The sequence below is a fragment of the Actinomycetospora sp. C-140 genome (assembly GCF_054796175.1).
Genome location: NZ_JBTWNF010000029.1, coordinates 39592 through 59250 on the forward strand (window position 1 = coordinate 39592; position 19659 = coordinate 59250).

The following is a 19659-nucleotide window of genomic DNA, read 5'->3' on the forward strand; positions in this document are numbered from 1 at the left end:
GCCGGCCGGCGGACCGACTCGCGGTCCCGCCGGGGCGCCGCGACCCGCGGTGGCCCGACCGCTCGCCGCGCCGTTCACGGCACACGCCCCGGGCCCGGGGGCTCCCGTGGCGGCGAGTCCGCCGGCGCCGGGCCGGAGGCCGACGCCGGGTCGGCCCCGGCATCGGCCTCCGGCGGCGCGCCGGGGAGCGGATCGGGGCCCTCGGCCGGGGCGACCGGCGAGGGCTCGCGGGCGGCCAGCACCTCGGCGCCGACCCGCAGTCCGGGGAGCGCCGAACCCAGCGGTGCCGCGCGGACGCGGGCGACCACGTCGTCGCCGCGTACCTCGACGACGACCTCCGCGCCGTCCGGCACCAGCCGCGCCGCCGCGCGCCGCGCACCGTCGGGGTCGCCCCGGGCGGCGAAGCGGGCGGCCTCGACCGCGGCGTCGGTGCACCGCAGCTGCAGCACCACGGCGCCCATCGCCGCGAGGACCACGGCCAGGACGGCGACCAGCGTGCCGACGGCGAAGGCGGCCTCGACGGTGACCGCGCCGTCGTCCCGGGCGTGGAGCAGGCCCGGGGTCAGAAGGTGCTGGTCAGCGCCCGTTGCACGATCGCGGTGAGCGCTCCGACGATCGAGTCGCCCGTGATCACCGTGTAGAGCAGCGCCCCGAAGGCGGCCGCGGCGATGGTCCCGATGGCGTACTCGGCCGTCGACATACCCGTGTCGTCGTCGCGCAGGTGGGCCAGCCGGTCGCGCAGACCTCGGGTCTCGGGAGTCGGCGTGGTCATGGGGTTCTCCTCTCGTCCCACGCCCCGGCGGGGCGTGCGGGCTCATCGCTGCTCCAGCAGCGGACCGGCGAGCCCGACGACCACCGGCACGATGCCGAGGGCCAGGAAGGCCGGCAGGAAGCAGAGACCGAGCGGTCCGGTCACGAGCACGCCGGCCCGCTCGGCGCGGGCCTCGACGGCATCCGCCGCCTCGGCACGGAGGTCGACCGCGACGGCCTCGACCACGTCGGCCACGGCGGCACCGCTGCGGGCCGAGCGGCGGGCGGCACGCGCGAGCCGGGCGGTCGTGGGTTCGGCGAGGGCGGGCTCCCACGCGGTCGCGGGGTCCGCGCCCAGGGCCACGAGGTCGGCGACCCGCACGAGGGCCCCGCCCGCCGCGTCCGGCAGCACCGGGACCACGGCCCGGGCGGCACGGTCCAGCGACAGCCCCGACCGCAGACAGGCCCCGAGCTGGTCCCACGCCCCGGCGAGCGCGAGCGGGTCGGGCGCCGGGCGGGCGCGCCGGGCCCGCCAGCGTGGGAGCCCGAGCGCCACGGCGAGGGCCGCGACGACCAGCAGGCCGGCCATCGCGCCCGCGCCGGCGACGACGGCGGCCGCGCCGGCCACCGCGAGCGCCACACCCGGCACCAGGCCCTCGCGCACCGGTGGCCGGGCGGGAGGCCGCGGCACCGCACGGTGGTGCGCGCTCACCGGCCCGGGCGCCGTCACGAGGGCGGCGGCGAGGCAGCAGAGCACGGCGGGCAGGCCCGCGGGCGCGGCGCTCACCGGGAGACCCCGGCGACGATCCGCTCGGTCCACGCCAGACCGGCGCAGACGAGCCCGACCCCGACCACCAGCATCGCCTGGCCCAGGGCACCGCCGGTGAGGACGGACCACGGCCGCGCGCCGATGCCCTCGCCCAGGAGCACGCCGAGCACGGGCAGACCCGCGAGGACGGCAGCGGTGGCGCGCGGTCCGGCCAGGCGCGCCCGCAGCCCCCCGGCGAGGCGGGCGCGGGCCCGGAGGTCCGCGGCGACGGCGCCGGCCGGCCCGGCGAGCGCGATCCCGTGGCGCTCGGCCAGCCCCCACGCCCCGGCCAGGCGGTCGAGGTGCTGTGCCACCGCGGGCTCGCGCCCTCGTGCCGCGCGCAGGGCCGCCGGCACGTCGCCCCCGAGGTGGGCCGTGGCGCCGACGAGCGTCATCACCCGCGCGGCGACCGGGTGGGCGTCGGTGCCGGCGGAAGCGGCGGCCGCCGACGGCGGGGCGCCGGCGCGGACCTCGGCGGCGAACGACGCCAGGGCCTCGGCGAGACCGGCGGTCGCGACCGCGCGGTCCCGGTCGGCCGCGGCGGCGCGACGGTGGCGGAGCAGGGTGGCGGTCAGGACGAGGGCCGCCGCCGCGCCGCCCGGCCCGGCGACGACGAGCCCGAGCGCGGTGGCGGCCGGCAGGACCACCCGACGTCGTCCGAGCGCCGCGAGACGGAGCGGAGGCAGGCTCCGGGGAGAGCCACCGGTCGGTGCGCCCAGCCGCAGCGGAGGCACCGGCACCGGCCAGCACACGAGCGCGACGGCGAGGACCGTGAGCGCGATCGCGGTGGTCACGCCGGCTCCCGCTGGAGCGTGGCCACCCCGGCCGACAGCGCGACGGACGGGAACGCGCGGACCGCAGCCCCGAGCGGCGGGTCGGCGAGAGGAGGCGGGTCCGGCTGGTCCGGCGGACCGGGCTCGTCGCTCCAGGGCGGCGTCACGCCCCGCTCGCGGAGCATCGCCCCGAGGTCCGCGCGCCCGACCGCCCACCCGTCGGCCCGTGTCCAGGCCGGCACCACGACGACCTCGCCCGCGCCGTCCCGCCGACGCAGGATCCCGACGGCGTCGAGGCGCCGCGACCCGTCCCGGTCGCGACGCACCTGCAGGATCACCTGGACCGCCGCGGCGAGCTGGCTGTGCAGGGCGCCCGGGCCGAGCCCGCCGAGGGCGGCGAGCGCCTCCAGACGGGCCGGCACCTCGCGGGGCGCGTTCGCGTGGACGGTGCCCGCGCCGCCGTCGTGCCCGGTGTTCAGGGCGGCGAGCAGCTCGACCACCTCGCCGCCCCGGACCTCACCGACGACCAGCCGGTCGGGGCGCATCCGCAGGGCCTGGCGGACCAGGTCCCGCAACAGGACCTGCCCGGCGCCCTCGACGTTCGCCGGGCGCGCGACCAGCCGAACGACGTGCGGGTGCGCGGGCGCCAGCTCCTCGGCGTCCTCGACGCAGAGGATCCGCTCGGCGGGCGCGACCTCGCCGAGCAGGGCGGCGAGCAGGGTCGTCTTCCCGGAGCCGGTGCCGCCGACGACGAGGAAGGCGAGCCGGGCTGCCACGACCGCCCGGAGCAGGGCCGCGCCCTCCGCGCCGACCGTGCCGGAGGCCGCGAGCGTCGCCAGGTCGTGACGGGCGGGGCGCAGCACCCGCAGCGAGACACAGGTGCCGTCGGCCGCGACGGGGGCGAGCACCGCGTGCAGGCGAACGCCCGAGCCCGGCAGACGGGCGTCCACGTAGGGGCTCGCGTCGTCCAGCCGGCGCCCGGCCGCGCTCGCGAGGCGCTGCGCGAGGCGGCGCACGGCGTCCTCGTCCGGGAAGGTCACGGTGGCGCGTTCGAGCCCCGCTCCCCGGTCGACCCACACCGCGTCCGGCGCGGTGACCAGCACGTCGGAGGTGCCGGGCTCGCGCAGCAGCGGCTCCAGCGGGCCCGCACCCACGAGCTCCCGCTGCAGGCCCCGCACCGCGGTCAGCACGTCGGCGTCGCCGACCACCCCGCGCGCTTCGGCGCGCACGGCGGCCGCCAGCTCCCCGACCCCGGCGTGCCCTCCCGAGCTCACGAGCCGGGTCCGCACCCGCTCGACCAGCTCGGTCGGCGCCGCGTCCGGTGCGGTGGTCACGCCGCCCGTCCCCGGTCGGCGACGTCGTCGAGCGCGTCGAGCACGGCCGAGGCCGCGTCCTGGAGCGGGCCGCGCCGCAGGCCGGGGATCTGCCCGCGGTCGAGCAGCACCGCCAGCCCCGGTTCGGCGGCCACCGAGGCCACGGTGTCGAGCCCGAGCGCATGGGCGACGTCCTCGGCGTCGAGGCCGCCCGCCGCGGGTCCGCGGACGACGAGGCGCAGCGACGCCCCGCGCTCGACCAGCGGCTCGGCCACCCGCCCGGCGGCGGCCACCGCGCGGACCTCCGCGGGCACCACCATGACCACCAGGTCGGCGACGTCGGCGACGGCGAGCGCGGTGTCGGTGGGGTGGCGGGGCAGGTCGCAGACCACGATCTCCCCGGCACGCCGTCCGGCGTCGACGACGGCCGCCGCGGCGTCGGGTTCGGGGCCGGCACCGGCGCGGTCGCAGCTCAGGACCGTGAGCATCCCGTCGGGCGAGGGCAGCGCCTCGTGCAGCGACTCGGCGGCCACCCGTCCCCCGCCGCCTCCGCCGAGGACGAGTCCTCCCCAGCGGAAGCCCTCGAGGTCCTCCGCGCCGGCGACGAGGTCGAGGCCGCCGCCGAGCGGGTCGCAGTCGACGAGCAGCACGCGGGTCCCGCGGGTGCGGGCCTGGCACGCGATCGCGACGGCGAGCACCGAGGCGCCCGCCCCGCCCCGGCCGCCGACCACCGCGACGACCCGCCCGCGGCCGCCGTCCCCCGCCGGACGGGCGTCGGCGAGGGCGCCGACCAGCCAGTCCTCGCCGTCGGGCAGCGACACGACGTGCTCCGCGCCGACCGCGACCGCGCGTTCCCACAGCGAGCCCGGCGGCTCGCCGCGGCAGACCACCACGACCCCGTCACGCCGACCGAGCCGCAGCGGGCCGATCGCGCGGGCCGCGTCCTCGTCGAGGAGCACCAGCGCCGCCGTGTGCCATCGCCGTCGGACACCCGCGGCGTCGGGCACCCGTTCGAGCTCGGCGTCCGCCGCCGCGGCGAGCCGCACGGTCTCGTCGAGCAGCTCCTCGTCGTCGGTCATCACCACGACCCGCCGGGCGTCCGCGCCGCCCATCGCCGTCCTCGCCGCCATCGACTACAGCCCTTCCTCGTCCCGGCGCGGGTCGCCGGTGCGGAGAACGCTGCCGCGGTCGGCGGTCGCGACGTCAGCGCTCGTCCCGGGCCTGGGGACAACCGCGCGGGGTGGGGACGGAGGCCGGCGACGGCGGGGCGGGAGCTGCGCCGGACGCCGCAGCCGCGGCGTCCGGGCGACAGCCCGGCGAGCGAGGGCGCGCCTCAGCCTCCGGCGGCCTCCGCGATGCCGAGCCCCTCGCGGGCGCCGACCTGCCACGCCTGCGCGGAGTGCGCGAACCAGCGGGCGAGGCCGTCGGGTTCGCCGGTGGCGAAGGCCTGCGCGGCCGCGCGGTACTCGTCGGCGGCGCGGTAGTGGCCGACCTCGGGGACGGCGAGGCCGCGGGGATCGAGACCGGTGCCGACCGCGGTCAGCCGGGCCGCGGCGCGGGCGACGACGCCGGTCGCCGTCGGGAACGGCGCGAGGGCCAGCAGCTCGCCGTGGACGACCGCGACGAGCACGGGCGCGGGCACGGAGGTCCCGCCGGTGACGAGTCCGGCGAGGGCGTCGAGGCGCTCCCCGACCCCCGGGTCGCGGCGGGGGCGCCCGAGGTCGTCGTCGGTCACGCCCGGCAGGTCGGCGGCGGCGAGCATGTGCAGCCGGGCCAGGGCCTGGCCGGGCGCGGAGCGCCAGGCGGACAGGAGCCCGCCGAGGGCCTCGGCGACGCGGAGGGAACCGGCCAGGACGGGGTCGGTGACGCGGCCCGAGGCCGGCAGCTCGGCGTCCCCGCCGTCGAGGCTCGCCGAGGCGCGCGCCGCGCGCACGGAGGCCTCGGCGGACGTGGCGGGCCAGCCGCGCCGGTTCGCGCGGTGGTTGTGCACCCGCGTGAGCGCGTCGCGGACGGCGTCGGCGTCGTCGGCGACACCGGGCAGGCGGGTCAGGGGCTCCAGCGGGTCGGCCACGGTCACCGATCGTCCCAGTCGGGCTCGTCGGCCCCCGTCACACCGCCGAACGGAGGACAGCGCTTCCCTACGGTTACTGGACCGGTCAGGTCAATCATCCGCGCATGGACGATCCCCTGTCAGGGGAAGTACGGCTCGCACGTGATCGGCATCACGACAGCCGGTGCCCCGCGCACACCACGTTGCGGGACCCGCACGCAGGAGAGGAGCGAGCATGTCGAGCACCACCGAAGTGCGCCCGGAGTCGTCGGCGGCAGAGGCACGACCCCCGGAGACCGGCGCCAGCAGCATCGCCGATCCGGCCCCGCTCGGGCTGGCGGCGTTCGCCCTCACGACGTTCGTCCTCAGTCTGTTCAACGCCAAGATCGCCCCCGAGGCCCTCGAGCCGACGGTGCTCCCGCTCGCCTTCTTCTACGGCGGGATCGCCCAGTTCCTCGCCGGCATGTGGGAGTTCCGCCGGGGCAACACGTTCGGCGCCACGGCCTTCGGGTCCTACGGCGCCTTCTGGCTCTCGTTCGCGGCGTACGTGCAGTTCGTCGAGCCCGCGCTCGAGTCCGCCGGCGCGACCGAGACGCAGGTCAAGACCGCGACCGGCCTCTTCCTGCTGGGGTGGACGCTGTTCACCCTGTTCATGCTGATCGCCTCGCTGCGCACGACCGGCGCGCTGATCGGCGTCTTCGTGACCCTGTTCCTCACCTTCGCGCTCCTGACCGTCGCCGACCTCGCCGGGGCCTCGGCGCTCGGGACCGTGGGCGGTTTCGTCGGGATCCTGACCGCCCTGGTCGCCTGGTACGCCGCGACGGCCATCGTCACCAACGCCACGTGGGGCCGCACCGTCATGCCGGTGGGTCCGCGCAGCTGAGAGGGGCATCCTGGTCGGCGTGCCGCCGACGGGTGACGACGTCGCGGGCGACCTCCTGGTCGCCCGCGACGTCGTCGTGCCCGCGGTCGACCTGCACTGGCGCTTCTCCCGGGCCGGCGGCCCCGGCGGGCAGGGCGTCAACACCACCGACTCGCGCGTCGAGCTCTGGGTGGACCTGCGCCACGTCGCGCTGCCCGAGCACGTCCGCGCGCGGCTGCTCGAGCGGCTCGACGACCGCCTCCACGACGGTGTGATCACCGTCGTCGCCGCGGACGACCGCTCCCAGCGGCGCAACCGCCGTGCCGCGCGCGAGCGTCTGGCCGCGGTGCTCCGTGACGCGCTGGCTCCGGACCCGCCCGCACGTCGCGCCACCGGGCCGTCCCGGGGCGCGCGCCGGCGTCGTCTGGAGGCCAAGCGCCGGCAGGGGGCCGTGAAAGCGCTGCGGCGTCGCCCCGCGGCCGAGTGACGCCGACGACGCCCCCGGATGGGGGAACGCGCGGAGTACGTCGCCGGGTGACGGGGAAAGCCGGTCGCGATCAGCAGGCGACGCGCCGTGCCGCGCGGCGTACCGCCGATGACGTGGCACGATGACCGACCTCACCACCGCTCGCCCAGCCCGACCGAGCGGCCGACCTCGCCAGGAGCGCCCGTGACCCGCCCCGAGCAGCCCGCCAGCGGCTCGTCCACCCCGCCGGTCGTGCCCTCGATCCCCCTCAACGCCGAGCCGGTGCGCCAGGAGGGCGACGCCTCCGTCGGTTCGCTCGTCAAGGAGGTCACCACCCACGTCTCGACCCTGGTCCGGGCCGAGGTGGAGCTGGCGAAGACCGAGATCACCGCGGAGGTGAAGAAGGGGGTGCAGGGCAGCGTCTTCTTCGTCGTCGCCGGCGTCGTCGCGCTGTTCAGCCTGTTCTTCTTCTTCATCGCCGTGTCCGAGGCCTTCAACCTCATCTGGCCCAGCCAGCAGTGGGCGGGCTACGCGGTGACGTTCGGGCTCATGATCCTGTTCGCGGGTCTCATGGGCCTGCTCGGGTACCTCAAGGTGCGCAAGATCAAGGCGCCGGAGCGGACCATCGAGTCCGCGAAGGAGTCGGTGGCGGTCTTCAACCGCGGCCGCTCCGACGCCGCCTGAGTCCCCGAGCGAGCCGCTCCCCGGGCACCGTGACCTCCGGGTCGCCCGTCGACATCGCGGGGCCGTGGACCCACCGCACGGTCTCGGCCAACGGCATCCAGCTGCACGTGGCCGAGGCCGGGCCGGAGTCCGGCCCGCTGGTGCTGCTGCTCCACGGCTTCCCCGGGTTCTGGTGGGCCTGGCGCCACCAGCTGCCCGCGCTGGCCGCGGCGGGGTACCGCGTGGCCGCCGCCGACCTGCGCGGGTACGGCGACTCCGACCGTCCGCCCCGCGGCTACGACCTGTGGACCCTGGCGGGCGACGTCGCGGGCCTCGTGCGCTCGCTGGGGGCCCGGGAGGCGGCCGTCGTCGGCGCGGGCTGGGGCGGGGCGGTCGCCTGGACGCTCGCCACGTTGCGTCCGGGCGTGGTGTCGCGCCTCGCCGTCGTCGCAGCACCCCATCCGCGTGCGGCGCGCGACGCCGTCCGTCGCCGGCCGTGGGGCCCGGCGGTGCGCCTCGCGGCGTCGGTGCAGCCGCCGCGGCTCCCCGAGCGGCGCCTCCGGCGTGACGACGGCGCCTGGGTGGCCGAGCTGCTGCGCGCCGGCTCGGGTGCCCCGTGGGTCGACGCGCCCGAGTTCGCCGAGGTCGCCGACCACCACCGCGCCGCGATGCTGCTGCCGCGCGTGCCGCACACCGCGGTCGAGGGCTTCCGGTGGTGCGTGCGCTCGCAGTTCCGGCCGGACGGGGCGCGCTACGCGGCCGCCATGGCCCGTCGCGTCACCGTCGCGGTGCTCCAGATCCACGGCGCGGCGGACCCGTGGGTGTCGGACCGTGTGGCCCGTGCGTCGGCGCTCTGGTGCGACGCCGGGCACGACCACCGCACCCTCGACGGCGTCGGGCACTTCCCGCACCAGGAGGCGCCGCAGCACGTCACCGACGCCTTGCTGGACTTCCTCGACGGTTCATGATCGTGGTGACTTTCCTGACGTTGAACGCCAGCGTGGACGCCAGGCTGACAAACCACGCCGGCTGACGAACCACGCCGACCCCGGACGACGCCGCTAGGCGGCGCAGGAGCCGGTGCTGACGCGGCCGGTGGCGTTCGGGGCGGCGTCGAGGGCGGGTCTGACCTGGTCTGCGGTGAGGACGAAGCCCGTGTCGCCCTGGTCGACCGCGGCGCCGAAGACGACGCCGATCACGCGGCCCTGGGGGTCGACGAGCGGGCCGCCCGAGTTCCCGGACCGCACCTGCCCGCGGATCGTGTAGACGTCGCGGGTGACGGTCTCGCTCTCGTAGATGTTCGGCCCGCGCAGCTGGATGCGCTGGCGCACCTTCGCCGGCGAGGACGAGAACGGGCCGTCGAGGGGGTAGCCGAGCGCCACCGCGTTGTCCCCGGTGTCGGCGCCGCTGAAGTCGAACGGCAGCGCGTCGGTGTCGAGCCCGGGCACCGCCAGCACGGCGACGTCGACCTCGTCGTCGTAGTAGACGACGCGGGCCGAGCGGGTGCGGCTGTCGCCGTCGGAGGTCGGGACCTCGACCGACACCTCGTCGGTGCCCGCCACGACGTGCGCGTTGGTCATCACCCGGTCCTCGCCGATGACGAACCCGGTGCCCTCGAGCGCGCGCTGGCACGACGGCGCGCGGCCGCGGACCTTGAGCACGCTCGCCCGCGCCTGCTGGACGACCGGGTCCTCGACCAGCGCTTGCTCGGGCGGTGGCACCTCGGCGATCGGCGTGGACGAGAACGGGCTCAGCACGTCCGGGAAGCCCGAGGCGTCGAACAGCGCCCGCAGCTCCGAGGGCAGCTGGCGCAGCGGGTCCGGCATGACGGCGTCGACGCCGGCCAGCACACGGGAGTCGCGCAGCGAGGACGCCAGGGCGGTCTGCGACGAGCCGGCCAGCGGCAGCGCGATGAGCCAGGCGACGATCAGTGCGGTGATGGCCTGGAGGATCGAGCCGAAGAAGGAGTCGACGGTGCGCACCGCGGGCAGGCGCATCCGGTCGCGCAGCGCCCGCCCGAGGTAGACCCCGAGCGTCTCGCCGAGCGCGACGAGCGCGACCACGAGCAGGACGCTGACCACGATCTTCGACGTCGTGCCCTCGAAGGTGTCGACCAGCGCCGGCGCGATCTTCAGGCCGAGCAGCGCCCCGCCGAGCACGCCGAGGAAGCTCAGGGCGGCCACGGCGAGACCGTGGCGCCAGCCCGAGATGCCCGCGGCGATCGCGAGCAGCACGACGACGATGTCCACCCAGCTCACCGGACCGGACCTCCTTCGGCGGCCGCATCGGGCCGGCTCGGCGCGGGCTGCGCAGTACTCAGGTCGTGCCGCTGCGCCCACACCTCGTCGAGGTCACGCACGTCGGAACCGTCCCAGGGTCTCGCCCACCCGCCCAGGGTGAGCATCCAGTCCACCAGACCCGCCGTGAAGCCCCAGACGAGCAGTCCCCCTGCGGCGAACGCGGGACCCACGTATCCGGAGGGGCCGGTGACACGGAAACGCGCCGCCGGATCGGCGAGCGCCGCGATCGGCACGCGGAGCACCGCGGCGGTCTCGCCGGGGTCGACGACGCCCACCGGCGACGGCCGTTCCCAGTGGGCGAGCACCGGCGTCACGGCGAAGCCGGTGACCGGGATCGTCAGCGGCGGCAGCGTGAGGAGCGGGACGACGCCCTCGGGCTCGAGGCCGGTCTCCTCGCGGGCCTCGCGCAGCGCGGCCCCGACCGGTCCCGCGTCCTCGGGGTCGATCGAGCCCCCCGGGAACGCCGCCTGGCCCGCGTGCGCGCGCATCTCCGCGGCCCGCTCGGTGAGCAGCAGCTCCGGCCCGGCGCCCCCGCCCTCGTCCGCGAAGAGCATGAGCACCGCGGCACGGCGCCCGTTCGCCGTCGTCACCCGGCGGCGGAAGGGGACGTCGTCGGGCCCGAGGTGCCGGCAGGCCTCCACGAGCGGCGCGAGCCAGGCCGGTGCGGCCCCGGGGCGCAGGTCGGCGGTGTCGTCGGCGGTCATCCGGTGCCCCCGCGGGCGGCGTCGACGGCGGCGCGGACCTGGTCGGGGGTGCGCAGCACCTGCGGCGGGATGTCGACGACGCTGCCGTCGGCGCGGACCAGCACGCTCACCGGCAGCACCGGCGGCGCGCCGAGCTTCGGCGCGACGACCTGCGCGGGGTCGCTCACCGACGGGTAGCGGGCGCCGAGGCTCTGCATCAGGCCGAGCGCGGACGTCGCGCGGTCCCCGGCGTCGACGCCCAGCACCGCGGCGGCCCCCGGCTGCGCGGCGTACGCGGCGAGCGCGGGCACCTCCTCGCGGCACGGCGCGCACCAGGAGGCCCAGAAGTTGACGACGGTGTCGCGGCCGGCGAGGGCGGTGGTCAGGTCGACCTGCCCCGGGGCGCCCAGGCACTCGAGCGTCACCCCGGCGAGGGGCGCGACGGGGGCGGCGCCGGGCACGGGCGCCGGGCAGGGCGCGAGCCCGGCCGACTCCCGCGCGGCGGCGAGCGCGGCCGGGTCGTCGGGACCCGGGGCGGGGGCGGCCGGCTGCAGGACCGCCGAGGGGTCCGCGGCGGGCGCGGATCCCGTGTCGCGCGGCCAGAGGGCGATCACCCCGACGACGGCCAGCACGAGGACCACGAGGGTGGCCCGGACCTCGGCGCGCGTCACCGCTCGAGGCCGACGAGGGCGAGCAGGTGCGCGGCGTCCGGCCCCTTGATCAGCTTGGCGGCCTTCACCGGGTCCTGCTGGCCGGTGCCCGACGACGGGCAGTCGCGACGCAGGGAGCACGCCCCGCAGGCCGGCGTCTTGGCGTGGCAGACGCGGCGGCCGTGGAAGATCAGCCGGTGGGAGAGCATCGTCCAGTCCTTGCGCGGGATGAGCTCGCCCACCTCCTTCTCCACCTGCACCGGGTCCTCGGACTCCGTCCACGCGAAGCGGCGGGCCAGGCGCCCGAAGTGCGTGTCGACCGTGATCCCCGGGACGCCGAAGGCGTTGCCCAGCACGACGTTGGCCGTCTTGCGCCCGACCCCCGGCAGCGTCACGAGGTCCTCGAGCCGTCCGGGGACGACGCCGCCGAACCGGTCGACCAGCGCCGCGCCGAGCTTCGTGACCGACTCGGCCTTCGCCCGGTAGAAGCCGGTCGGGCGCAGGATCTCCTCGAGTTCGACGCGGTCGGACCCGGCGAGCGCGGCGGGGTCGGGGTAGCGGGCGAACAGACCCGGGGTCACGCGGTTGACCGTGACGTCGGTGGTCTGCGCGGAGAGCACCGTGGCCACCAGCAGCTCGAACGGGGAGCTGAAGTCCAGCTCGCAGTGCGCGTCCGGGTGGGCGACCGCGAGCTCGCGGTCCATCCGCCGCGCCCGCCGCACGAGCGCGAGACGACTCTCCTCGCCGGTGGCGCGCGCAGCCCTGCTCACCCACCCAGGGTAGGACCCGCCCCCGCGAGCGCCCGGCGCCCCTCGACGGGCCCGCCGGACACCGAGCGTCGACGGACGACGACACGCCGCAGACGACCCCGATGGCGCAGCGCCCGGGGCGGTGCGCGACGATGCGTGCACCATGACCGCCTGGCTCGCCATCCTGATCCCGCTGCTGGTGATGGTCTTCGCGCTCGGCATGGAGCGCCTGGAGACCCGCCTGCGGTCCGGCACGGTGCGCGAGGACGAGGTCGAGGACTTCCTCGAACGGGCTCGTCCGGACGAGGTCAAGGCCTTGTTCCGCCAGGGGATCGGCGGCGCGCTCCAGTTGTTCCGGCTCCGCAATCTCGGGAAACGGGGCGGCCTGTCCGCGCGGCGGACCAAAGAACGAGCCTGACGCTCACGCACGGCAGCGACGCCTGGGGATCTCGAGGTCTATGATGGTCCGAACGGGCGATGGCTTGCCTCGACCAGGGCGAAGGCGCCCCGATGCGGTGAGTTCCGTGGGCCTGGCGTGGCGTGATCATGGGTAGAGACGTGACTATGCTGCGGCGCACGTGACTGGTGACACAGCAAGTAGCACAAGGGTGCGGACGCGGGCCGGCGGCCCGACGCCCGTGCGCGGTTGAGTGAGAGTGGGCGAGGAGCGGACGGTGGACGAGGTACTGGCGCGGGCCGGCATCTTCCAGGGGGTGGACCCCGCCGCGATCGAGGTGCTCACCGAGTCCCTCGAGCGCGTGGAGTTCCCCCGCGGGACGGTGATCTTCAACGAGGGCGAGCCCGGCGACCGGCTCTACATCGTCTCGACCGGCAAGGTGAAGATCGGTCGACGGTCCCCGGACGGTCGCGAGAACCTGCTCTCGATCTTCGGCCCGTCCGACATGTTCGGCGAGCTCTCGATCTTCGACCCGGGACCGCGCACCTCGACCGCCACGACGGTCACCGACGTGCGCGCCTACACGATGGACCGCAACGCGCTCCGCGAGTGGATCGCCCAGCGTCCGGAGATCGCCGAGCAGCTGCTGCGCGTCGTCGCCCGTCGGCTGCGCCGCACGAACAACCTGCTCGCGGACCTCATCTTCACCGACGTGCCCGGCCGCGTCGCGAAGGCGCTGCTGCAGCTCGCGCAGCGCTTCGGGTCCCAGGAGGCCGGCCTCCTGCGCGTCACCCACGACCTGACGCAGGAGGAGATCGCCCAGCTCGTCGGCGCCTCCCGCGAGACGGTCAACAAGGCCCTCGCCGACTTCGCCGCCCGCGGCTGGCTGCGCCTCGAGGGCAAGAGCGTCCTGATCCTCGAGCCGGACCGCCTCGCGCGGAGAGCCCGCTAGCCTCCGACGCGGCGCAGGTGCTCCAGCTGGGCGGCCACCGACTGATCGGCCGCCGGCCAGAGCTGCTCGTCGACGTCCGCGTAGACGATCTCCACGACCTGCCGCGGTGACGGGTCGGGCCCGAGCTCGCCCAGCGCGGCCCGGACCTGGTCGAGCCGCTGCTCGCGGTGGCGCAGGTAGTACTCGGCGGTCTCGCGTGCATCCGGCAGGTCTGGACCATGACCGGGCAGCAGCGTCGTCCCGGCGGGCAGCTCCGCGAGCCCGCGCAGGGAGTCCAGGTAGTCGGTCAGCGCCCCGGGATAGTCCCCGAGGACCGTCGTCCCGTAGCCCAGCACGGTGTCGCCGGTGAGGACGCTGCCGTCGTCGTCGACGACGAGGCAGAGCGAGTCGTCGGTGTGGCCCGGTGTGACGAGGACCCGCAGGTCGAGCCCCGCCACCCCGAGGCGCTCCCCGGCGCCGAGGCCCTCCGCCCCGAGCACCAGCGTCGGGTCCAGCGCCCGCACGGGCGCCCCGACGCGCTCGGCGAACGTCCGGGCCGCCTCGGTGTGGTCGAGGTGCCGGTGGGTCAGCAGCACGAGCTCGACGGGACCGCACGCCGCGAGGCGGTCGAGGTGCGTCGGGTCCTCCGGACCGGGGTCGACGACGACGCAGCCGGTCTGGCCGGGCGCGCGCAGGATCCAGGTGTTCGTGCCGTCGAGCGTCATCGGCGACGGGTTCTCGGCGAGCACCACCGACGCCGCCGCGGTGACCGGACGCAGCTGCTCGTAGGCGGGATGCGCCGGGGTGCCGTGCGGCGACGCCGGGACCACGCGCCCGCTCACCGGGCGGCGCCCAGCGCGTGCGGGGGCACCGCGAGGCGCACCCGGTCGCCCTGCGGCCGGAAGCTCGGTGTCACCGGCTCCGGGCGGCGCCCGGCCGCGGCCGCCAGGAGCGTCGCCGAGTCCCCCGCGGTGCCGAGCTCGGTGAGCACGGCCCACGTGGGTGGCATGAGCGCCCGCCGGCCCTCCTCCCACTCGCGCAGCGCCCGCGCCGGCGAGCACCAGGCCGCCGCCACGGCCTCGCTCGTCGCGCCGTCGGGTTCCTGGCCCTCGGGCACGGCGGCGACGAAGAACGCCGTGTCGTAGCGGCGCGGCGCGGTCTCCGGGGCGATCCAGCGTGCCCAGGGGCGCAGCCGCTCGGCCTCGATCCGCGCGGTCACGTCCCGCAGCGTGATCTCCCGGGACGTGAGGCGCTCACGCGCCCCCGCGGGCGGCTGCGTCCCGGCGAGCAGGACCCCGGTCTCCTCGAAGGTCTCCCGGACCGCACAGGCGAGCAGGGCGGCCGCGTCCGCGGGGGCCGCGCCCCAGCTGCGGGCCGCCTCGGCCGCGGTCGCCTCGTCCACCAGACCCTCGGCGAGGGCCTCGCGGTCCGTCGCGTCGAGGCCCCCACCCGGGAACACCGTCATCCCGCCGGCGAAGGCCATCTGGGTGGTCCGCTCCAGGACGAAGACCTCGAGGCCCTCGGCGCCGTCGCGGACGAGGATCACCGACGTCGCGAGCCGCGGCTCACCGGGCGGACCACTGCCGAGCCGGTCGAACGCGGGCCGGTCCATCCCGAACCGCGGGGGCAGGTCGACGAGATCGGTGCTCACCCGCTGCACCCTAAGCGGGGGGCGGCTGTCCGTCCTCGTCGTCGTGATCCCGCCGACGCGGCAGGCCGTGCCCGTTGACGGGCCCGTGGTGGCCGTTGGCGCCGGTGCCGTTGGTGCCGGCGGGCGGGCCGGCGGGGTAGCCGGGGCCCGGGGGTGGTCCGGTCGGGCGCGGACGCGGTGCCGTGGTGTCCTCGGAACCGGGCGGGGGCTGGTTCGGGGGCTGGTGCGGAGGTTGCTGCGGGGCCTGCGGCGGCTGGCCCCGGTACCCGAGCAGTGGATCGGGCGCGTCGGCCTCGAGACGCTCCCGGGAGGCCAGCTCCTCGTGCAGCCGCGCCAGCAGCTCGCGCTCCCGCTCGGAGAGCTGCGAGTCGAAGGTGTCCGGGCCCGAGCTCGACGCCGCGGGCCGCGGCGGCGGACCCGGCTCGGGGGTGGCCCCGGGCCGCGGCATCGGCCCGGTGGCCGGCTCGCGGGATCCGCCCGGGTCCTCCGAGCCGTGGTGGTGGCCGTTGGTCCGCGGCGGGGTCGCTGGGGCCGACGGCGTCGCCGGCGGGGGCGTCGACGCCGTCGGCGGGGGCATCGGTGCCGGCCCGGGTCCGGCCCCGGGGCCCGGCTCGACCGGCATCGCGAACTCGCCCGTCTCGTTCCGGCTGTGCCGCGAGCGCCGGCCGCCGGCCGCTCCCGCTGGCGGCTCCTCCGCAGGGACCGCGGGGATGTCGCCGGTCGCGGCGTCCGGGTCGACCGGACCCGGGGCATCCGCCGGGGACGTGCCGGACGGAGCGTCCGGGACGGCTGCGGTCGCCGGGTCGTCCGACCCGGGACCGAACGTCGGCGCGACCGGTCCCTCGGTCCATGCCGAGATCGGGTGCTGGTCGGAGAGGATCTCGTCCGGGGGCGGGGTGCGCCACAGCGCCGCGATGCGCTCGGCGGTCTGGCCCGTGTCGAGGTCGAGGGGCGCGGGCTCCTCGGGCGCGACGGTCTCGAGCTCGTCCGGGAGCGGGTCCGACGACGGCGGGGACGGCGGTCCGGCCGTGACCTCGGTGTCGGGGACGTCCGGCTCGTCATCCCGCCGCGCGCGACGCCCGATGATCTCCTCGGCCGGGCCTTCCGGCCCGGCGTCTTCCCCGCGCGGCGAGGTCGGCTCGGCGGGTGCACTCCGGCCGACGGGTGGCGTCGGCCCGACCGGCGCGGACGGCGACCAGAGGGACGACTCGCCCGCGTCGCGCGGCGCGCGGTCGACGCGCTCGATGCGGTCGGCGCGCGAGGCGCGGGCCGCCCGCGCCGCCGCTTCCCCGGGGGCGGGGCGCACCGGCGCCGTGAACTGCTCGTCGTCCTCGGCGGTCTCGACCCGCCCGCTCCGGATCCCGGCGGGCGTCCCGGTCCGCTCCAGCGGGTCCCGCCCGGCCTCGGCCACGGTGCGGTACTGGTCGTCGCCGGCGGCCGGGTCCCGCTCCGCGGGGGCGGGCTCGACGGCGGGCGCGTCGACCGTGCCGGCCGCGGCGCCGAGCCCGGCGGCCGAGGTCGGCACGCCGAAGGGCGGCACCTCGTCCCCGCCACGGCGCGGCCACGACGGCCCGGACTCCGGTGCGGCGCCGCCGCGGGCGCCGGGCGCCGCCGGTCCGCCGATCAGCGGCGCCGTCTCCTCGGCCGAGCTCGACGCGGTGCCCAGCGGCCGGGCCGCCCGGACCGCGGCACGGTGGTAGGCCGGGAGCTCGGCCCCGGCCGCGAACACCTCGACCGACACGGCGCCCAGCTCCCGGGCGGCGTGCGCCACGTGGTGGGCGACGTGCTCGCAGTCGTCGGCGGAGCGGGTCTCGACCAGCACGACCCGGTGCGGCACCGGGCCGGGCGCGGACCCGGCCGGCGTGGTCCGCCAGGCCTGGCGCACGCGCTGCACGCCCGGCAGCCGGGCGGCCGCGCGGGCGACGACCTCGCCCGCCCCACCGGACGCCGCACCCGAGGTCGGGGGGTCGGCGGTGAAGCGGTGGTCCTCGCGGCGGTCGGCCTCCGGGTCGCGGGGCAGCACATCGATCAGTTCCGGGTCGACGCGCGACGCGGCGAACCAGCGGCCCAGCACCGCGTGCTCCCGGGCGGTCACGCCGGCCCCGGCCGCCAGCAGGCAGCCGCCGAGCAGCTCCGCCGCGGCCGCGTCGTCCTCCACCGCGACCAGCTCGCGCACCGACGTCAGGGCGTCGTCGTCGATCCGGCCCGCGAGCGAGAGCAGCACCTCGTGCCGCCCCCCGGCGTCGGGGCGAGGGGGTGGCGGTGTCCCGGGACGCGAGTCGCCGCCGCCGCGCGCCGTGGGGGCACCGGGGCCGGGCTCCGGCTGGCGTCCGTGCGCGTCCCGCGCCGCGGGCGTCGCCGGGCCGTCCACGACCTCCCCGACCTCGTCGTCGGGCTCCGCGTCCTCGGGCCCGGCGTCGTCGCGCTCCGTGTCGTCGAGCTCCCGATCATCGAGCTCCCGATCATCGAGCTCCCGGTCATCGGCCGTCTCGGTCGGCCCGTCCGGTGACGCGTCCCGGTCGTCGCGTTCCGCGCGCACGTCGCCCAGCAGGTCCGCCGGGTCCGTGTCGAAGTCGAGGTCGAGGTCGAACCGCTCCGCGGTGCCGTCGACGGCCTCCGGCACCGCCGGCTGCACGGCGGCAGGCTCGGCCGAGGCAGGCTCCACCGAAGCCGGCTCCCTCGAGGCCGGCTCCCCGTGCGCGTCGTCGTCGGACGGGGTCGCCGACACCGCGGTCACCGGTGTGACGTCGCCGCCGGTCGGCACGTCGACCGACCCGCCGGCCGCGCGCAGGCGCCGGCGCTCGGCGACACGGCGCCAGGCGGCGAGCGCGACGGGGTCGCGGTCGGGGCGCTCACCGGCGGTGGCGCGGTCGCTGCGGACCGACCAGGGCGGGAGGTTGGCGATGTCGCCGGCGCCGCCGGCGAGCCCCGCGAGGTCGGCCTCCAGGTTCTCGAACCCGACGCGTCCGAGGCGGCGGGCGAGCCCGGGCGTGACGTCGTCGGCGAGATCCGCCAGGGCGGGCACCTCCGGCTCGCGCGGGAGCCCGAGGGGCCCCACGGCGCCGGGCCGCTCCTCGCCGGTCATGTCCCGCTCAGCCATGGCCCACCAGCTCCCCGGTCCGGTCGCCGACCGGCGGCGGCGTCGTGCGGCCGGCGTCGACGCGCCAGAGCACCTCGGCGGAGGCCAGGGCGGCGCGGTGGTAGGCCGTCGGGGCCGCCGACGGCCCGAGGACCTCCACGCACGGGTCGCTCTCGCCACGGGCCCGCAGGGCGCGCTGCACCGCGCCGGCCAGCGCCGCCTCGCCGCCCCGGGTCGACCCGTCGGCGGCGACGAGCACGACGCGCGCGGGCGCACCCGACGTCGTCCGCCAGGCGCGGCGCACCGCGGTCACACCCCCGGCGACGGGGGCGAGGGCGCGCAGCACGAGGTCGGTGTCGTCCCACCCGGGCCCGCCGGCGCCCGCGAACGTCACGCCCGTGTCGGGCGCGGCGTCGACGTGCAGCACCGCGTCGACCAGCCGGGCCGGTCCGCCCCAGGCGAGCACCACGGTCCGCAGGCGCGCCCGCTCGTCCTCGGTGATCCCGACGCGGTGCCGCAGGAGGGCGCGCGGCAGCGCGGTGCGCAGCGCGACGTGCGCGCCGCTGGACAGCCAGTCACGCAGCCGCCAGAGCAGGCGGTCCGGCAGCCGGCCCGGCATCGCCAGCAGGACGTCGTGGCACGCCCGCTCGGCCTCGCTCGACGACGCGGTCGGAGACCCGGCCCCGGTCTTCGTTTCCACCTGCTGCGCTCCGATCACCCGCGGCATTCCCGCCGGACCGCCCGACCTGCCGGGTGGGTCCGGTTCCAGCTCACGTGAGGTCGACGACGACCTCAACCTCGACCGGGGCGCCCAGCGGCAGCGCCGCGACTCCGATCGCCGAGCGGGCGTGCTCGCCCGCCGAGCCGAACACGTCGCCCAGGAGCTCCGACGCACCGTTGACCACGCCGGGCTGACCGCCGAACCCGGGCGCCGACGCCACGTAGCCGACGACCTTGACCACCGACGCGACCGCCTCGAGGCCCACCAGCGCGTCGATCGCGGCGAGCGCGTTCAGGGTGGCGATCCGGGCGTACGCGGCGGCGTCGTCCGGCTCGACCTCGGCGCCGACCAGGCCCGTCGCCGGCAGCTCCCCGCCGACGAGCGGCAGCTGGCCGGAGGTCCAGACCTGGTTCCCGGTGCGCCGCGCGGGCACGTAGATGCCCTTGGGCCCGGCGACCGGGGGCAGCTCGAGACCCAGCTCGGCCAGGCGCTCGCGCGGAGTCATCCGCGCGGCCGCTTGAGGTAGGCGACGAGCTGCTCACCGGTCGGGCCCGGCAGCACGGTGACCAGCTCCCAGCCGTCCTCACCCCACTGATCGAGGATCTGCTTGGTCGCGTGGGTCAGCAACGGCACCGTCGCGTACTCCCACGTCACGGGCTGCGCACTCATGGCCGCGAGGGTAGAGAAGGCCCCGCGGGGCGCTGTGACCCGGACCCCGCGCGCACCGGCCGCGGGGTCCCGCGGCGCCGCCTAGGTGTACCCGGCCGTCACGTTGGTGACAGGCGTGTGGTCGGGGCTCGGCCGCGGCAGGCG

The 19659-nt window shown here is 77.6% G+C and carries 23 protein-coding genes; 6 read left to right on the plus strand and 17 right to left on the minus strand.

Annotation, left to right across the window (positions count from 1 at the left end):
• Nucleotides 1–74: 74 nt before the first annotated feature.
• The 7 genes from ACR9E3_RS31340 to ACR9E3_RS31370 all read right to left on the minus strand — a co-directional run bounded on the left by ACR9E3_RS31340 (nucleotide 75) and on the right by ACR9E3_RS31370 (nucleotide 5715).
• On the minus strand, nucleotides 75–566 hold the full coding sequence (locus tag ACR9E3_RS31340; protein ID WP_460384954.1) for a TadE family type IV pilus minor pilin: 492 nt from the start codon (nucleotides 564–566) through the stop codon (nucleotides 75–77).
• Nucleotides 563–772, minus strand: coding sequence for a DUF4244 domain-containing protein (locus tag ACR9E3_RS31345; RefSeq protein WP_285658628.1), 210 nt, complete (start codon nucleotides 770–772; stop codon nucleotides 563–565). The genes ACR9E3_RS31340 and ACR9E3_RS31345 overlap by 4 nt, the downstream gene beginning before the upstream one ends.
• Before the next feature lie 42 nt (nucleotides 773–814).
• Complete coding sequence (locus tag ACR9E3_RS31350) at nucleotides 815–1537, minus strand: type II secretion system F family protein (protein ID WP_460384924.1); 723 nt, start codon at nucleotides 1535–1537, stop codon at nucleotides 815–817.
• Nucleotides 1534–2352, minus strand: coding sequence for a type II secretion system F family protein (locus ACR9E3_RS31355; RefSeq protein ID WP_460384925.1), 819 nt, complete (start codon nucleotides 2350–2352; stop codon nucleotides 1534–1536). The genes ACR9E3_RS31350 and ACR9E3_RS31355 overlap by 4 nt, the downstream gene beginning before the upstream one ends.
• The gene (locus ACR9E3_RS31360; RefSeq protein WP_460384926.1) at nucleotides 2349–3665 is read right to left on the minus strand and encodes a TadA family conjugal transfer-associated ATPase; all 1317 of its coding nucleotides are present in this window, start codon (nucleotides 3663–3665) and stop codon (nucleotides 2349–2351) included. The genes ACR9E3_RS31355 and ACR9E3_RS31360 overlap by 4 nt, the downstream gene beginning before the upstream one ends.
• Nucleotides 3662–4774: a septum site-determining protein Ssd gene (gene ssd / locus ACR9E3_RS31365; protein ID WP_460384927.1), complete on the minus strand. Its 1113-nt coding sequence runs from the start codon at nucleotides 4772–4774 to the stop codon at nucleotides 3662–3664. The genes ACR9E3_RS31360 and ssd overlap by 4 nt, the downstream gene beginning before the upstream one ends.
• A 203-nt stretch (nucleotides 4775–4977) precedes the next feature.
• Nucleotides 4978–5715, minus strand: a complete 738-nt coding sequence (locus ACR9E3_RS31370) for an oxidoreductase (RefSeq protein WP_460384929.1) — start codon at nucleotides 5713–5715, stop codon at nucleotides 4978–4980.
• A gap of 214 nt (nucleotides 5716–5929) precedes the next feature.
• Between ACR9E3_RS31370 and ACR9E3_RS31375 the strand changes: the two genes are divergently transcribed.
• The 4 genes from ACR9E3_RS31375 (at nucleotide 5930) to ACR9E3_RS31390 (ending at nucleotide 8653) form a co-directional block, all read left to right on the plus strand.
• Nucleotides 5930–6577, plus strand: coding sequence for an acetate uptake transporter (locus ACR9E3_RS31375; RefSeq protein ID WP_460384931.1), 648 nt, complete (start codon nucleotides 5930–5932; stop codon nucleotides 6575–6577).
• Between the two features lie 19 nt (nucleotides 6578–6596).
• Nucleotides 6597–7043 carry an alternative ribosome rescue aminoacyl-tRNA hydrolase ArfB gene (arfB, locus tag ACR9E3_RS31380; RefSeq protein ID WP_460384933.1) on the plus strand — a complete coding sequence of 149 codons (447 nt, stop codon included), beginning with the start codon at nucleotides 6597–6599 and terminating at the stop codon, nucleotides 7041–7043.
• A 183-nt stretch (nucleotides 7044–7226) separates the two neighbouring features.
• Nucleotides 7227–7706 (plus strand): phage holin family protein, encoded by a 480-nt coding sequence (locus ACR9E3_RS31385; protein ID WP_460384934.1) that lies wholly within the window; start codon nucleotides 7227–7229, stop codon nucleotides 7704–7706.
• Between the two features lie 29 nt (nucleotides 7707–7735).
• Nucleotides 7736–8653, plus strand: coding sequence for an alpha/beta fold hydrolase (locus tag ACR9E3_RS31390; protein ID WP_460384935.1), 918 nt, complete (start codon nucleotides 7736–7738; stop codon nucleotides 8651–8653).
• Nucleotides 8654–8746: 93 nt separating this feature from the next.
• On the opposite strand, the gene ACR9E3_RS31395 is transcribed toward ACR9E3_RS31390, so the two are convergent.
• Genes ACR9E3_RS31395 through nth form a run of 4 tightly spaced genes read right to left on the minus strand, consistent with a single transcriptional unit; the run spans nucleotide 8747 to nucleotide 12088 of the window.
• Nucleotides 8747–9943, minus strand: coding sequence for a MarP family serine protease (locus ACR9E3_RS31395; RefSeq protein WP_460384936.1), 1197 nt, complete (start codon nucleotides 9941–9943; stop codon nucleotides 8747–8749).
• Nucleotides 9940–10689, minus strand: coding sequence for an NUDIX hydrolase (locus tag ACR9E3_RS31400; protein WP_460384937.1), 750 nt, complete (start codon nucleotides 10687–10689; stop codon nucleotides 9940–9942). The genes ACR9E3_RS31395 and ACR9E3_RS31400 overlap by 4 nt, the downstream gene beginning before the upstream one ends.
• Nucleotides 10686–11339 carry a TlpA family protein disulfide reductase gene (locus tag ACR9E3_RS31405; RefSeq protein ID WP_460384938.1) on the minus strand — a complete coding sequence of 218 codons (654 nt, stop codon included), beginning with the start codon at nucleotides 11337–11339 and terminating at the stop codon, nucleotides 10686–10688. Before ACR9E3_RS31405 ends, ACR9E3_RS31400 begins: the two co-directional genes overlap by 4 nt.
• Complete coding sequence (gene nth, locus ACR9E3_RS31410; protein ID WP_460384939.1) at nucleotides 11336–12088, minus strand: endonuclease III; 753 nt, start codon at nucleotides 12086–12088, stop codon at nucleotides 11336–11338. Before nth ends, ACR9E3_RS31405 begins: the two co-directional genes overlap by 4 nt.
• Nucleotides 12089–12230: 142 nt before the next feature.
• Here nth and ACR9E3_RS31415 point away from each other — a divergent pair, with 142 nt between their 5' ends.
• Together ACR9E3_RS31415 and ACR9E3_RS31420 are read left to right on the plus strand one after the other, a co-directional pair.
• On the plus strand, nucleotides 12231–12485 hold the full coding sequence (locus tag ACR9E3_RS31415) for a hypothetical protein (RefSeq protein WP_285658661.1): 255 nt from the start codon (nucleotides 12231–12233) through the stop codon (nucleotides 12483–12485).
• Between the two features lie 256 nt (nucleotides 12486–12741).
• Nucleotides 12742–13416, plus strand: a complete 675-nt coding sequence (locus tag ACR9E3_RS31420; protein ID WP_116708603.1) for a Crp/Fnr family transcriptional regulator — start codon at nucleotides 12742–12744, stop codon at nucleotides 13414–13416.
• Here the strand turns inward: ACR9E3_RS31420 and ACR9E3_RS31425 are convergent.
• The 6 genes from ACR9E3_RS31425 to ACR9E3_RS31450 form a co-directional block, all read right to left on the minus strand.
• Entirely contained in the window at nucleotides 13413–14237 is an 825-nt protein-coding gene (locus ACR9E3_RS31425; protein WP_460384941.1) for an MBL fold metallo-hydrolase, read from the minus strand. The two genes, ACR9E3_RS31420 and ACR9E3_RS31425, sit on opposite strands and share 4 nt — an antisense overlap.
• Nucleotides 14234–15046 (minus strand): NUDIX hydrolase, encoded by an 813-nt coding sequence (locus tag ACR9E3_RS31430; protein ID WP_460384942.1) that lies wholly within the window; start codon nucleotides 15044–15046, stop codon nucleotides 14234–14236. Before ACR9E3_RS31430 ends, ACR9E3_RS31425 begins: the two co-directional genes overlap by 4 nt.
• 10 nt (nucleotides 15047–15056) lie before the next feature.
• Nucleotides 15057–18146 carry a hypothetical protein gene (locus ACR9E3_RS31435; RefSeq protein ID WP_460384944.1) on the minus strand — a complete coding sequence of 1030 codons (3090 nt, stop codon included), beginning with the start codon at nucleotides 18144–18146 and terminating at the stop codon, nucleotides 15057–15059.
• The gene (locus ACR9E3_RS31440) at nucleotides 18139–18825 is read right to left on the minus strand and encodes a hypothetical protein (RefSeq protein WP_460384946.1); all 687 of its coding nucleotides are present in this window, start codon (nucleotides 18823–18825) and stop codon (nucleotides 18139–18141) included. Before ACR9E3_RS31440 ends, ACR9E3_RS31435 begins: the two co-directional genes overlap by 8 nt.
• A 70-nt stretch (nucleotides 18826–18895) precedes the next feature.
• Nucleotides 18896–19351, minus strand: a complete 456-nt coding sequence (locus ACR9E3_RS31445) for a RidA family protein (RefSeq protein WP_460384947.1) — start codon at nucleotides 19349–19351, stop codon at nucleotides 18896–18898.
• On the minus strand, nucleotides 19348–19515 hold the full coding sequence (locus ACR9E3_RS31450) for a DUF4177 domain-containing protein (RefSeq protein ID WP_460384948.1): 168 nt from the start codon (nucleotides 19513–19515) through the stop codon (nucleotides 19348–19350). Before ACR9E3_RS31450 ends, ACR9E3_RS31445 begins: the two co-directional genes overlap by 4 nt.
• Nucleotides 19516–19659: the final 144 nt, after the last annotated feature.